The 14353-nt window shown below is 61.1% G+C and carries 12 protein-coding genes; 7 read left to right on the plus strand and 5 right to left on the minus strand.

Annotated features, from left to right (window positions below):
• Positions 1-88: 88 nt before the first annotated feature.
• A complete protein-coding gene (locus ACZ9IU_RS12005; RefSeq protein WP_038543221.1) occupies positions 89-1390 on the plus strand; it encodes an MFS transporter in 1302 nt (433 codons plus the stop codon).
• A 256-nt stretch (positions 1391-1646) separates the two neighbouring features.
• Positions 1647-3326 carry a Na/Pi cotransporter family protein gene (locus tag ACZ9IU_RS12010; protein ID WP_038543223.1) on the plus strand — a complete coding sequence of 560 codons (1680 nt, stop codon included), beginning with the start codon at positions 1647-1649 and terminating at the stop codon, positions 3324-3326.
• Here the strand turns inward: ACZ9IU_RS12010 and ACZ9IU_RS12015 are convergent.
• A complete protein-coding gene (locus tag ACZ9IU_RS12015) occupies positions 3323-3856 on the minus strand; it encodes an NUDIX hydrolase (RefSeq protein WP_038549243.1) in 534 nt (177 codons plus the stop codon). The genes ACZ9IU_RS12010 and ACZ9IU_RS12015 overlap by 4 nt on opposite strands.
• Positions 3857-3947: 91 nt before the next feature.
• Between ACZ9IU_RS12015 and ACZ9IU_RS12020 the strand changes: the two genes are divergently transcribed.
• Positions 3948-4592, plus strand: coding sequence for a DUF47 domain-containing protein (locus tag ACZ9IU_RS12020; protein ID WP_038543225.1), 645 nt, complete (start codon positions 3948-3950; stop codon positions 4590-4592).
• Positions 4592-5596, plus strand: a complete 1005-nt coding sequence (locus tag ACZ9IU_RS12025) for an inorganic phosphate transporter (protein WP_038543227.1) — start codon at positions 4592-4594, stop codon at positions 5594-5596. Before ACZ9IU_RS12020 ends, ACZ9IU_RS12025 begins: the two co-directional genes overlap by 1 nt.
• Positions 5597-5612: 16 nt before the next feature.
• Here ACZ9IU_RS12025 and ACZ9IU_RS12030 read toward each other — a convergent pair whose 3' ends face one another.
• Entirely contained in the window at positions 5613-9446 is a 3834-nt protein-coding gene (locus ACZ9IU_RS12030) for an ATP-binding protein (protein WP_051899727.1), read from the minus strand.
• A gap of 357 nt (positions 9447-9803) precedes the next feature.
• Here ACZ9IU_RS12030 and ACZ9IU_RS12035 point away from each other — a divergent pair, with 357 nt between their 5' ends.
• Complete coding sequence (locus ACZ9IU_RS12035; protein ID WP_038543229.1) at positions 9804-10490, plus strand: fumarylacetoacetate hydrolase family protein; 687 nt, start codon at positions 9804-9806, stop codon at positions 10488-10490.
• Positions 10491-10515: 25 nt separating this feature from the next.
• Entirely contained in the window at positions 10516-11043 is a 528-nt protein-coding gene (locus tag ACZ9IU_RS12040; RefSeq protein WP_038543231.1) for a gamma carbonic anhydrase family protein, read from the plus strand.
• On the opposite strand, the gene ACZ9IU_RS12045 is transcribed toward ACZ9IU_RS12040, so the two are convergent.
• The 3 genes from ACZ9IU_RS12045 to ACZ9IU_RS12055 are packed head-to-tail and all read right to left on the minus strand — an operon-like array spanning position 11040 to position 13205.
• Positions 11040-11480 carry a Fur family transcriptional regulator gene (locus ACZ9IU_RS12045; protein ID WP_038549247.1) on the minus strand — a complete coding sequence of 147 codons (441 nt, stop codon included), beginning with the start codon at positions 11478-11480 and terminating at the stop codon, positions 11040-11042. The two genes, ACZ9IU_RS12040 and ACZ9IU_RS12045, sit on opposite strands and share 4 nt — an antisense overlap.
• Positions 11480-12304, minus strand: a complete 825-nt coding sequence (gene znuB, locus ACZ9IU_RS12050) for a zinc ABC transporter permease subunit ZnuB (protein ID WP_038549249.1) — start codon at positions 12302-12304, stop codon at positions 11480-11482. Before znuB ends, ACZ9IU_RS12045 begins: the two co-directional genes overlap by 1 nt.
• The gene (locus ACZ9IU_RS12055) at positions 12297-13205 is read right to left on the minus strand and encodes an ATP-binding cassette domain-containing protein (RefSeq protein ID WP_038543233.1); all 909 of its coding nucleotides are present in this window, start codon (positions 13203-13205) and stop codon (positions 12297-12299) included. The genes znuB and ACZ9IU_RS12055 overlap by 8 nt, the downstream gene beginning before the upstream one ends.
• Before the next feature lie 95 nt (positions 13206-13300).
• Here ACZ9IU_RS12055 and ACZ9IU_RS12060 point away from each other — a divergent pair, with 95 nt between their 5' ends.
• Positions 13301-14302, plus strand: coding sequence for a zinc ABC transporter substrate-binding protein (locus ACZ9IU_RS12060; RefSeq protein WP_038543235.1), 1002 nt, complete (start codon positions 13301-13303; stop codon positions 14300-14302).
• Positions 14303-14353 lie beyond the last annotated feature (51 nt).

A 14353-nucleotide genomic window follows, 5' to 3' on the forward strand; every position in this document is an offset into this window, starting at 1 on the left:
GAACAGGTGCTTCCCCATGTCCGTAACCTCACCCGCAAACCTTGCCCACGACGGCTTGACGTCACCCCGAAGGTACCTGGCGGTCGCAGTGCTTTTGACGACGCTCGTCCTCGTCGTTCTGGACGGAGCGATCGCCAATGTCGCGCTGCCGTCGATCGCGGCCTCGCTCGGGGCCGATGCCAGCGACACTGTCTGGGTCGTATCAAGTTATCAGCTTGCCGTGCTTGTCGCACTTCTGCCCTGCGGCGCGTTGGGCGAAATCCATGGGCCGCGGCGCGTATTCCTGATCGGCGTCGCTCTCTTCACGGTGGCTTCGGCAGCATGTGCCCTCGCCGGAAATCTTCCCGTTCTCGTGGCTTCCCGATTTGCGCAAGGGCTGGGTGCAGGCGCGATCATGGCCCTGGGCATGATGAACCTGCGCTTTGCGGTGCCGCACCGGCTGTTCGGAACCATTATCGGCCTCAATGCGATGATCATCGCGATCTCTTCCGCCGCAGGGCCAGGCGTTGCCGGGGCGATCCTTTCCGTCGCCGATTGGCCCTGGTTATTTGCCGTCAACGTGCCGCTGGGCCTCATCGTCCTTTTGTGCGGCGGTTTTCTGGGTCACCTGCCGGGGATGAAGCGGTACCTGAATGCTGCCGTATTGGTCGCCAACACGCTGATGTTCATATTGTTCTTCTCCGGTGCGGACCGGATAGCCAGCGAACCGATCAGCGGCTCGATCCTGATCGTCGGTTCCATCCTGTGCCTATGGGCGCTGCTGCGCCTTGAACGTAAGAACGAGACGCCGATTGTTCCGACCGATCTTTTGGCCAAGCCAGCCTTCCGGCTTGCGATCATCGCATCGGTATCGTGTTTTACCGGCCAGATGCTCAGCTATGTCGCCCTGCCGTTCTACCTTCAGCACACCCTGCATATGACACCGGTGCTGGCGGGCCTTTATATGATACCTTGGCCCGCCGCGACGATCGTCGCCGCGCCGATTTCAGGGTGGCTGGCCAATCGCGTCAAGACGGCGTGGCTCTGCGCTTCCGGCGGCGGGTTGTTGGCCGCAGGTCTCCTCATCGCGGGCCTCACTCCTCCCGATCCAAGAGGAATTGCCTTTTTGGCCGGGACGGTCCTCGCTGGAATCGGTTTTGGCCTGTTCCAGACGCCGAATAACCGAACCCTGCTTCTGTCCGCACCAAAAGCGCGCAGCGGTGCTGCGGGAGCCATGCAAGGCACGGCACGACTACTCGGCCAAACCTTTGGCGGTATCTCCATGTCGATCATTTTCCAGACCATGCCCCTATCGAGTGCGCCAAATATCGCGCTGGTTCTGGCCGGCATCTGCGCGATTGTCTCCGGCCTGGTCAGCCTGAGCCGCGTCCGCTTCGAGGTGGTTGAATAAGGCACCGAGTGCTTACAAAAGGAGAATGCCGCGTTGAACGGTGAGAGACCGCAATGGGTCGCAGGCAGAAGATCGCCCGCCTTCGGAATGTGCCAGGAACAGGCTTAGTCGGGCAGTCCCGCAGGGGGCGGCCCCGGCCGGTCAAACAGCCAGATCAGAGCCTTGAAAAAGCAATAGAATCCGGCGACTATATTAGCTGGCTAATATCTTGTGCACTTGCCCGGCTTTCCCATCTGATTGTTTTTACGAGAATGCCATGCCCTTCATCATTGCGATCGTTACCCTTGCCGGACACATAGCGCTTCTTCTCTGGGGGACGCGGATGGTGCAGACGGGCATCCAGCGTGCTTTCGGGCCGAGCCTCCGGTCGTTTCTCGGTCGCGCACTGAACAATCGGATGAAAGCCTTTTTGTCCGGAATGGGCGTCACGGCAATTCTCCAGAGCAGCACGGCGACCGGACTGATGGCATCGGGGTTCGCAGCCGAGGGGCTGGTTGCTCTTGTGCCGGCTCTTGCCGTCATGCTCGGCGCCAATGTCGGCAGCACGCTCATCGTCCAGGTTCTGTCCTTTGACGTCGCCGCCGCGTCGCCGGCTCTGATATTGCTGGGCGTCCTGATGTTCCGCCGCACACAAAATCCGCAGGTCCATGATCTCGGCCGTGTGTTTATCGGCCTCGGTTTCATGTTGCTTGCCCTGCATCAACTGCTTGAAGTGCTGACGCAATATGCCGGCACACCGGCCTTCTCTGCGGTTCTTTCAGCCATATCGACCACCCCCCTCCTCAGCCTTCTGCTTGCCGCCGCACTGACCTGGGCAGCCCATTCGAGCGTTGCGGTGGTCCTGCTCGTCATGTCGCTTTCGGCCCAAGGGCTGATCGATCCCTATCAGGCTTTCGCGCTGACCCTCGGCGCCAATCTCGGGACGGCGATCAATCCGGTCGTTGAGGGACAGTCCGGCAACGATCTTTCGGCCAAACGGCTTCCGATCGGCAACCTGATCACCCGGATCATGGGCGTTCTGGCGGCGCTTGCACTCCTCTCCCCGATTACCTCCCTGTTAGTACAGATCGAGAGCGATGGCGCTCGGTTGGTCGCCAATTTCCACACCGCCTTCAATCTCGTGGTCGCGGTCGTCTTCATGCCGCTCCTCACGCCCTTCGCAAATGCGCTCGTCCGGCTGATGCCGCAGCGGATAGACGAGAGCGATCCCGGCCAGCCGCGATATCTCGATCCATCGGCCAAGGAAACGCCGGTCGTGGCGCTGCAGGCGGCGGCGCGGGAAGTCCTGCGTCTGGTCGACGTGCTGGAGGAGATGCTGGCGGGAACGAAGTCCGCGCTGACGAGCACCGATCGCCGCGCCCTGTCGGAATTGCGACAGAAGGACAATGTCCTCGACCGCCTGAACACGGCAGTCAAACGGTATCTCACATCCATCGATCCCGAAGAGTTCAGCGACAGCGACCGGAGACGGCTCGACGAAATTCTGTTGTTTTCGACCGGCCTGGAACACGCGGGCGACGTGCTTGACCAGAACGTGCTTCCCCATCTTGCCAAAAGGTTACGCCGAGGCATGACCTTTTCGAAGGAGGGGCAGCTTGAGCTCAACGGCCTGCTGGACCGTCTCTCCACCAATCTGCGCACCGCCGCCGCCCTTTTCATGTCTCAGGACGAGCGCGTCGCGCGCATGCTCGCCGACGAAAAGATCGTCTTCCGACGGGCGGAACGCGATGGGACCAACGCTCATTTCAAGCGGCTGCGCAATGGCGATGTCGATACGGCGGAGAGCACCTCCCTGCACCTGGACCTGTTGCGGGATTTCAAGCAGATCAATTCGCATCTCGTTGCAGCCACGGCCTATCCGGTCCTGGAACGGCAAGGCGAACTGCTGCAGAGCAGGACCATCCACCAGAGCGCCGCCGACCCGGTTCAAAATTAGCCGCGATTGCGCTTCTTGCGGCCCTGCGGCTTAAATTCCACGAGCAGCGACTTCAATTCGATCTCGCGAACGCGTCGTGCCGCTTCGTCGGGGCTGACCCATTCGAGAACGCGTTGCCCCTGTTCCTTGAAGCCACTTCTGACCTCTGTGACTTCGATCTGGAACACGTCCACAATACACGGAGCCACATTGCCGTCGTCGAGTTCTTTCAGATAGGTATAGTGGCCGACCGGCTTCTTTTTCGCCGCCCCGCTCACGCCTGCTTCTTCCCAGGCTTCGGTCGCCGCCGCTTCGAACGGCTTTTTCCCCTTCATCGGCCATCCTTTGGGGATAACCCAGCGTCCAGCCTCTCGCGACGTGATCACCAGGACTTCGATGCCAGACCCGTCCTTCCGATACCGAAAGCACAAGGCGCCATATTGTTGGCGAAACGCCCCGGCGAACAGCCTGTCGGGAACGACCGCAAGCTGCTTGAGCAGCGTCTGTGACTTGTCCGGCCGAGGCTTCGTGGTCTTCTTTGCAGATTTCATGTCGGTCAAACTGTCGATTTTGCTTGTTGCTTCAATTGCCTGAGCGTGTTTATGACACATTTATGACAGTCAGCCGGGAAGGTCGCATGGCATGATGAGTATTTTTCGTAAGCTGATGCCACGAGAAGACAAATTCTTCGAAATGTTTTCAAAGCATTCGAAGACCGTCGTCGCAGCGGCCCACGCGCTTGATCAACTCCTCAAAGGCAATGAGGTCGAGAAAAACTGCGAGCTGATCGTCACATTGGAGAATGAGGCCGACGATATCACTCGGGACGTTCTTCTTGCCGTCCGGCGGAGCTTCATCACCCCCTTCGATCGCGGCGACATCAAGGATCTGATCCAGTCTATGGATGACGCGATCGACATGATGCACAAGACGGTCAAGACGATCCGGTTGTTCGAGCAGGCCGGCTTCGACCCGCTCATGCAGCAGATGGGTGGTGAAATCGTCAAGGCGGCGAACCTCATTTCGGAAGCGATCCCCCTTCTTAACAAGGTCGGCTCCAACGCCCACCGTCTTGCAGCCATCGCCGAGGAGGTTACCCGCGTTGAAGGCCGGTCGGACGACCTTCATGACCAGGGTTTGAAGGACCTGTACCGACGTCACGGGGCGAGCGGTAACGCGATGGCCTACATGATCGGTAGCGAGATCTACGGCGAACTGGAAAAGGTCGTCGACCGTTTCGAGGATGTCGCCAACGAGATCAGCGGCATTGTCATCGAGAACGTTTGATGGATACCTCTCTCGCCTTGCCACTTCTCTTCGGCCTGATCGCCGTCGCTCTGTTCTTCGATTTTCTCAATGGCCTTCATGACGCGGCCAATTCGATCGCGACGATCGTCTCGACCCGCGTCCTGCGACCGCAATATGCGGTTGCCTGGGCGGCCTTCTTCAATTTCATCGCTTTCCTTTTCTTCGGCCTGCATGTGGCGGAAACGCTCGGCACAGGCATTATCGATCCTGCGATCGTTTCGCCGCAGGTGATCTTTGCCGCCCTCATGGGAGCGATCATCTGGAATATTGTCACCTGGATCTTCGGAATTCCGTCCAGTTCGTCGCATGCGCTTGTCGGCGGTCTGGTGGGAGCCGGCCTGGCAAAAGTTGGTTTCAGCTCGATTGTCTGGAGCGGTCTCGGGAAGACGGTCGGAGCGATTTTCCTATCGCCGGCCATCGGCTTCCTGCTTGCCTTGCTGCTTGTGCTCCTGATTTCCTGGCTTTTCGTCCGGCAAACGCCGTTCGCGGTGGATCGGACATTTCGCACGATGCAGTTCATCTCCGCTTCGCTTTACTCCCTCGGCCACGGCGGCAATGACGCACAGAAAACGATGGGCATCATCGCAGTGCTTCTGTTCAGCCAGGGATATCTCGGTTCCACGTTCTACGTGCCCTTCTGGGTGGTGATCTCCTGCCAGTCGGCAATGGCTCTCGGCACGCTCTTCGGGGGGTGGCGGATCGTCCACACCATGGGCTCGAAGATCACCAGGCTCAACCCGATGCAAGGTTTCTGCGCCGAGACTGGCGGAGCGCTGACACTGTTCGGAGCGACCTGGCTCGGCATTCCCGTCTCGACGACACATACGATCACCGGAGCGATCGTCGGCGTCGGCGCCGCAAGGCGGGTTTCGGCGGTACGCTGGGGTCTCGCCGGCAACATCGTGATCGCCTGGATCGTGACGATGCCGGCAACTGCCGCGATATCGGCGGCGTTCTACAGCCTCGCGAACCTGCTGCAATAATCGCACCTGGCCCGCGTTATTCGCGGGCATCCGGGATCGTTGCCCGAAGAGCCTCCGAAAGCTGCCGCAGACTGTAGGGTTTTGGCAAAATCTCCACGCCTTCCGCGGTCGCAGCGCTCTTGAGCACGTCCGCATAACCCGATGTGAGCAGGATCGGCAGTTTTGGATGCCTTTGCTTGACCTCCTTGGCGAGATCGACACCATTGATGCCGCCAGGCATCATGATGTCGGAAAACATCAAGTCCGGCTCGGCATCGGACGCGAGCACGCTCAACGCGGCGGCGGCCCCATCGACGCGGGTCACGGAATAGCCAAGTTGGTCGAGCATGTCGTTGACCAGCATAGCGACGCTGTCGTCGTCTTCCACGACCAAGATTTTTCCGGCGACGCTCCTGTCGGCGTCCCCCTGGGCTCGGGACGAATGGTTGCCGGTCGCCCCCAATGACGCTTCGATCGACCGGGGAAGCCAGAGGTCTACAGCTGTTCCGACGCCCGGTTCGCTGTTGATCTCGACCGATCCGCCGGAGGCCTCGACGAAACCATAAACTTGCGCAAGACCCAATCCCGATCCCTTGCCGATGTCCTTCGTGGTGAAAAACGGTTCGAACACCCGCTTGAGAACCTCGGGCTGCATTCCCATCCCGCTATCGGCAACGGTGATCTTCACCACGTCGCCCCTTTGACCCGACGCATCGACGACGGAGTTGGACGCGCTGATGATGATCGTCCCGCCATCTGGCATCGCATCGCGCGCATTGACGCAAAGGTTCAGGAGGACGAGTTCGAGTTCGGCCGGATCGGCCTGTACCGGCCACACCCCCATATCGACGTCGACGTCGATACTGATATCTCCGCTGAGGGTCCGGTCGAGAAGTTCGCGCATCTCGGAAATCTGGTGGCGAAGATCGATCGGCTGCGGTTTCAATGGCTGCCGCCGGGCAAAGGTCAGCAATTGCCTGGTGAGCGACGCTCCGCGATTGACCGCCTGTAGCATGCCGCTTTTGATGCGCTCCCGCCGCGCCGGATCGTCGCGTTTGTCGAGGACATCCAATCCACCGGAGATCACCATCAGGAGGTTGTTGAAATCATGCGCGACCCCGCCGGTGAGCTGGCCGATCACTTCCATCTTCTGGGCCTGGCGCAGCGTTTCCTGCGTTTTTCTCAGCTCGTCGTCGCGTCTTCTCTGCTCGGTGACGTCACGGGCGCTGGAATAGAGCTTGTCGTCGACGATGACAGCCACCCAGGAGAGCCAGCGATGGTCACCCTCGCGGGTCCGGCATCGGTTTTCGAAGTGAAGCACGGGCATGCCGCTTTGCGCCGCCTGAAACGCAGTTTCGCTGGCGACGACGTCGTCCGGATGAAGGAGCGCCCGCAACGGCGTGCCCAGGAGCTCCTCCTCTTTCAAACCAAGGGTCTTCTCCCAGGCGGGATTGGTCTTTTCGAATAGGCCGGTCTGAAAATCGATCACCGACAGCAGGTCCGGGCTATATTTCCACGTCCGTCCCCGCTCGCGCGAATGTTCCAGAACGCGGCGCTCCAGATCCGCATTAAGCTCTTCCAGGCGCGCAGCGTTTTCCTTCAGAAGCGCCTCGCGCCGATCGCGCGACAGCCTGATAGACGCCGAAATGCGCCCGACCAGTTCTCGAGCCGAAAAGGGCTTCACAAGATAATCATCGGCACCGGCGCGCATCCCCTCCAGCCTTGCCTCTTCGCCGGCTCGGGCGGAAAGGAGGATGAGGGGCAGATCCCGGAGATCGTCGTCGGCCCGTATCCTCGACAGCAGGCCAAATCCGTCGAGCCCCGGCATCATGACGTCGGAAACGATGAGGTCCGGCCGTCTGAGGCGTGCGGCGTTAAGCGCCGCCTCGCCATCAGCCGCCGTCTCGACCGTAAAGCCGGATGTCGACAGCAGCCGCTCCACATAGGCACGCATATCGGCATTGTCGTCCGCCAGAAGGACATGCCCCGTCGGAGCGAGCGTTTCGGCCATCTCCGTGCTCGCAGCTGGCAATATCGAAGCGGCCCCCGCGGCATCGCCCGCCGCAAGCCATGACATCGCTTCGTCGACGAAAGCCCGAGCTCTGCCGGTATTGTTCTCGACCGGCTGGGGCGTTCGCATTTGCTCCGAAGGGACATGCGCCCTTCCGAACGGTATCGAGATCGAGAAGGACGTGCCTTCGGCAAGCCGGCTTTCGGCTCGGATTTCCCCACCCTGAAGATGCACCAGTTCCTGCACCAGGGCGAGCCCGATGCCGGAGCCCTCGAATGATCTGCCTTTCGCACCCTCGATGCGGTGAAAGCGCTCGAACAGACGCGGCAACTCCTCAGCCGCAATTCCCGTACCGGTGTCGCGGATCGTGATTTCGGCCCGTTCCCCGTCGTCCGACGGCCTCACGCTGATGCGTATCTCGCCCTGAAATGTGAACTTGAACGCGTTGGAAAGCAGGTTCAGGACGATCTTTTCCCAGAGGTCCCGGTCGAGATAGACCGGCTGGGGCAAGTCCGCGATATCGACAACCAGCCTCAGCCCGGCTTGTTCGATCGCGGATCGGAAATTCGATGCCAGCTCCGCGGTCAGGCTGCCGATATCGATCGGCTCGAAGGAGGCCTGCACGCGCTGCGCCTCGATCCTTGAAAAGTCCAACAGCGTGTTGACCAGTTTCAGCAGCCGTTGGCCATTGCGCTGGGCGACAAGAATTCGCTGCCTGTCCTCGAACGAAAGCGCCTCGGGCTGCTGAAGCACGTCGGCGAGCGGCCCGAGCATCAGCGTCAATGGGGTACGGAATTCATGGCTGACGTTCGAAAAGAACATGGTCTTGCTGCGGTCGATTTCCGCCAGCGCTTCGGCCCGCCGCCGCTCGTCGGTACGCGCCCGCACGGCGGCGACGGCGGCGGTGATCGCCGTCGAAAGCAGTTCGTAGAAGCCCATATAGGTGTCGTCGAAAGGCAGGCGTGGCGAGGCGCCGGCCACCACGAAGACCGGAGGCAGATTCAGGCCGGGGACGGCGATGGGAAGAAGGAGCGCCCGATCGGGAGGCTCATCATAAGACCCCGCACCCTCGAAGAATTCGGAAAGACCGTTGACCCCCAGAGGGCCGCCTGTCGCCAGTGCCCTTTCCATCGGCCATGGGGCATTCGAGTGCGCGTCGATTGTGGCCATCGATGCGATACGTCGAGACGGCAGACCATACTGCGCTGCAAGCCCATAACTGCTCCCATCCGAAGACAAATGGTAGAGAAGAACAAGCGGCAGATCGAATTCGAACTGTGCAAGGACTTCAACGACGCGTCGCGACAGGTCGTCCATGTCTTCCGCCAAAGCCAGACTGGCGTTCAAATCCCGGAGTGCGCGGGTTCGCCGTTCCGACAGCATGGTCGCCGTCGTCTCCGTCACCGGATGGAACAAGCCGCCGATCTCGCCGGTCTCGTCCCGGATCGGCGAAAGCGAGAAGGTAAAGAACGTTTCCTCAAGATAGCCGTTGCGGGTCAGAAACATCCGCTGGTTTTCGAGGAATGACGTATCTCCCTGGCGCGCCTGACGAAATGGCTCGCCGATCGCCGGCCAGGCGCTTGACCAAGTGACGCTGTAATCCTCCCCGAGCGCGCGGGGATGAGCCGAGCCGCACACGGTGCGATACCCGTCGTTGTAGATCTGGGTGTTTTCGGCGCCCCAGATCACGTTGATCGGAAAATTCGAGGCGAGACAAAGACTGACGGTTGTCCTGAGGCTTTGAGGCCATCGACCGATCGGCCCCAGCGGTGTGTCGCTCCAGTCCTTTGTTCGGACGAGCTCGGCCATTTCGCCACCGCCCGCCAGGAAGTCGCCGGTGAGTATCTGCTGTGTCGACAACCAGTTAGCCCCATTCTGGCACCGGCTCGGGAACCTGACGCTCGATACAATGAGCCCCGCAGCTCAGCCGTTGTAATATCCAACTGTGTTCGTGAGGCCCGCTTGGATGCCGCGGATCCGGGGCACTATTATTGACGAGTTTGGCCGCCGAAAGACCCGGCCGGTTTATTCAACGAATCACTGAAATAATCTAGCATGAACTATCAAGGGTTGAAATTGCGCTTCACTAAACCTCCCTCCGCCGGGCGCAAGCTTTTCCTGCGGTCTTGAAAAAGTGCTAGGATTAATCGGCGAATTGGGAGACAAAGGGCACCGTCTTTATCGACCCGTGCCCACAGTTTTCTCAGGATGTCTTCCATGCTCGCGACCGTGATCCCCATGCCCGAAACCGTTCTTCTGCCGGTCGAGGGAGTGGCGGAGCGCTTTCCGGTGCGCCGGGTCTATTGCGTCGGACGCAACTATGCCGACCACGCGATCGAGATGGGCGGCGACCCGACCCGCGAGCCGCCGTTCTTTTTCCAGAAGAATGCCGACAACATCTATAACGGCGAGACCTTCCCCTACCCGCCGCTCTCCTCCAGCGTCCACCACGAAGTGGAACTGGTCGTGGCGCTGTCCGGCGGCGGTGCCGATATTTCGGTCGGAGACGCGCTGTCCAACGTCTACGGGTATGCCGTCGGCATCGACTTCACCCGCCGCGACCTGCAGGATGTCGCCAAGAAGATGAGCCGTCCGTGGGAGGCCGCCAAGGCCTTCGAGAAATCGGCCCCCGTCTCCGCCCTCGTCCCGGCCGAAAAGATAGGTCATCCGCAAGCAGGCGCGGTCTGGCTCGACGTCAACGGCGCGCGAAAACAGTCCGGCGACCTCAATCAGCTGATCTGGAAACTGCCGGAGATCATCGCCGAACTGTCGAAACTGTTCGTCCTCGCCCCCGGCGACGTGATCATGACCGGCACGCCGGCGGGCGTCGGCGCCGTGGTGCGCGGCGACAGGGTTACCTGTGGCATCGACGGCGTCGGAACGCTGTCGCTGACAGTTGCCTGACAGAACCGCGACGGAAGGGAAAACCATGCCGATCTATGCACTCGGAGAATTCGAGCCGAAAACGCCCGGCCCCGACCGTTTCTGGCTGGCGCCGGATGCGACCATCATCGGCAAGGTCGAACTCGGCGAGGATGTCGGCATCTGGTTCGGCTCGGTGCTGCGCGGCGACAACGAGCCGATCATCGTCGGCAAAGGCTCGAACATCCAGGAAGGCGTGATGATCCATACCGATCCGCGCTATCCGGCGACGATCGGCGAAAACTGCACGATCGGCCACCATGCAATCATCCATGGCTGCGTGATCGGCGACAATTCATTGGTTGGTATGGGTGCGACGATCCTGAACGGCGCGAAGATCGGCAGGAACTGCCTGGTCGGTGCCAATGCCCTGGTCACCGAGGGCAAGGAGTTTCCCGACAACTCCCTCATCGTCGGGTCGCCTGCGAAAGTCACTCGGACGCTCGACGACGAGGCGGTCGAGAAGCTGAAACAGTCGGCAGTCCGCTACGTCGCCAACTGGAAGCGGTTCGCCCGCGACCTTCGGCTTCTTTAGGCGGCGCAGGCGCCGCACAGCCCGCGGATCTCAATGGTCGTCTTGGCAGGCTTGAAGTTTTTGCTCTTTGCCCAGTCGCTTAAGCGATGATCGACCTCGTGGTCGTGAAATTCCGAGACATGGCCGCAGCTTTCGCAGATCGCAAATGCGACCGTGCCGTGCCCATGGCCATGCCCCTTGCCGCAGCATTCGCTTTCTGGGTGGGCGCAGGCGACGAAGGCGTTGAGGCTTTCGAGCCGATGCACCATGCCGAATTCCAAAAGCTTGTCGAGCGCCCGGTAGACCTGCAGCGGCGCACGAAACCCGTGGTCGCGCAGCCGGTCGAGGATCGTATAGGCGCTCATCGGCGCATCGGCGCGGTCGAGAACATCGAAGACGAGCGACTGGTTTTTGGTCAGCGCCGGAGCGGATGTCGGGGTCGAAACTGGTGCGTTCATCATCGCACTCCTTGGTTGCCGGCCTTTTCGGCCGTGTTTTTACCCGCTGCGGGAAGCAGGCTTACAATGAAAAGTAAGAGCGCCGCGACCACAATGGAAGGGCCGGACGGCGTATCGTAGTGCAGCGAGCCGAACAGGCCGCCGACCACGGCGAGTGCGCCAATCAGCGAGGCGAGCACCGCCATCAGCTCCGGGCTTGCCGAGAACCGCCGCGCCGTCGCCGCAGGGATGATCAAAAGCGCGGTGATCAGCATGATGCCGACGATCTTCATCGCGATGGCGATAACCAGCGCCATCAGAAGCATGAAGAGCAGCCGCGTCTGCGCCGGCTTCATGCCCTCGGCTTCGGCCACATCCTCGCTGACCGTGGATGCGATCAGCGGCCGCCAGAGCCAGACGAGCGCCGCCAGCACCAGCACCCCGCCGCCCCAGATCAGCGCGATATCGGTGCGCGTCACGGCGAGGATATCGCCGAACAGGAAGGCGATGAGGTCGATCCGGACCCAGGTCATGAACGCGACGAGCACGAGGCCGATCGCCAAAGCTGAATGAGAGAGAATGCCAAGCAGTGCATCCGCCGACAGCGACTGCCGTCGCTGCAGCGCCAGAAGCAGCAGCGACACGACGACCGCGACGCCGAAGACCGCGACCAGCAGGTTGATCTGGAAGAACAGCGACAGCGCCACCCCGAGAAGCGCCGAATGCGCCATCGTATCGCCGAAATAGGCCATCCGCCGCCAGACGACGAAACAGCCGAGCGGCCCGGCCGTCAATGCGACGCCGATGCCGGCGACGAGCGCGCGGGTGAAGAAGTCGTCAAACACGGCCCTCTCCCTTCGCCTCGGCATGATCGCCGTGATGGTGGCCGCCATGATGGTCATGGTCGGAATGGTCGTGATCATGCCCATCCTGATCATGATGCCCATCATCGGGATGGCAGTGGTCGGTGACCGAACCGTCGCCATGCATCACCCGGCCGTCCGGCAGATGGGTGTGATCGTGGTGATGGCTGTAGACCGCGAGCGAACGCGAATTGCCAAAGAGTTTCAGGTAATCGGCGCTCTGGCTCACCACTTCCGGTGTGCCGCGGCAGCAGACATGGCCGTTGAGGCAGATGACGGTGTCGGTGCCGGCCATCACCATATGCAGGTCGTGCGAGATCATCAGGATACCACAGCCGGTCGTCGTCCGGATCGAGCGGATCAGGTCGTAAAGCGCGCTCTCGCCGGCAAAATCGACGCCCTGCACCGGCTCGTCGAGCACCATCAGATCCGGCTTACGAGCGATCGCCCGGGCCAGCAGCGCCCGCTGGAATTCGCCGCCGGACAGATGCCGGACCTCGGCGTCGATGAGATGGGAGATGCCGGTTGAGGCCAGCGCCGCCAGAAGATCGGTGTCATCAAGCGGGCCGGTCAGCCGCATCAGCCGACGCACGGAAAGCGGCATCGTCCAGTCGATCGCCAGTTTCTGCGGCACATACCCGACGCGCAGGCCGGGCAATCTCGCGACCGATCCTTCGTCCGGGCGCAGCACCCCGATCGCAAGCTTTGCTGTCGTCGACTTGCCGGCGCCATTCGGACCGATCAGCGTGACCACCTCGCCGCGCCGGATCGAGAAATCGACGCCCCGCACCAGCCAGCGGCCATCGCGGCGAATGCCGGCATTGGCAAGCGATACCAATTGGCTTTCGGTTTTTGGGGCGCGAGGCCGATTGGACATCAGCATGTTTTTCCGGATTCCCTGTTGTCAGTGGCTATGACACACGTTATAGCATAACGCAATTGATGTAATAACATTACTATGGAATACAAGGACGCAGCATGAAACTGGCTTCGATCTTCCTCCTCTCCTCCGCGGCATTTTTCGTGGGTGCAGGCCAAGGCTTGGCGGCGCCGGACGTGGTGGTTTCGATCAAGCCGATCCACTCGCTCGTCGCCTCGATCATGAAGGGTGTCGGCGAGCCGAAACTGATTGTCGATGGCGCCGCCTCGCCCCATACATTCTCGCTGAAACCCTCCAATGCCGCGGCCATCGAAAGCGCCGACGTGATCTTCTGGATCGGCCCCGGTATCGAGGCCTTCCTTGAAAAGCCGCTGGATGCGCTGGCGGCCTCGGCAACGGTGATCGAGCTGGAGGATGCACCCGGATTGCAAAAACTGCCCTTCCGCGAGAGCGGCGCCTTCGAGGCACATGATCACGGACATGAGGCTGAGGACGCACATGAACATGGCGACCATGAGCACGGTGATCACGACCACGCCACCGAAAATCATGCCGAGCACGACCACGACGGGCATGGCGGTTTCGACACGCATCTCTGGCTCGACCCGATGAATGCCAAGGCGATGGCTGCGGAAATCGAAAAGACGCTGGTCGGCGCCGACCCGGCGAATGCCGCCACTTATCAGACGAATGGCGCTGCGCTGATGAAGGATCTCGACACGCTTGATAGCGAGCTCAAGGCCACGATCGCGCCGGTCAAGGACAAGCCCTTCATCGTCTTCCATGATGCCTATCAATATTTCGAGAATCGTTATGGGGTGAGCGTCGCGGGTTCGATCACCGTCAGCCCAGAGACGATGCCCGGCGCCGAACGTGTCGGCCAGATCCAGAAGAAGGTGAAGGAACTGGGTGCCACCTGCGTCTTCGCAGAACCCCAGTTCGAGCCGAAGCTGGTGGCAGTGGTGACGGAAGGCACGCCTGCCCGTTCAGGCACGCTCGACCCCGAAGCCGCGACGCTGAAGCCCGGTCCCGGCCTTTATTTCGAGCTGATGCGTGGGCTCGCGAGCTCCATGAAGAATTGCCTGTCGCAGGGGACGTAAGGTCGGGCAACGAAAAGTGCGACCGCCGATACGCGTAGCGGCGAACGTGCG

The sequence above is a fragment of the Mesorhizobium sp. USDA 4132 genome, from assembly GCF_056279545.1.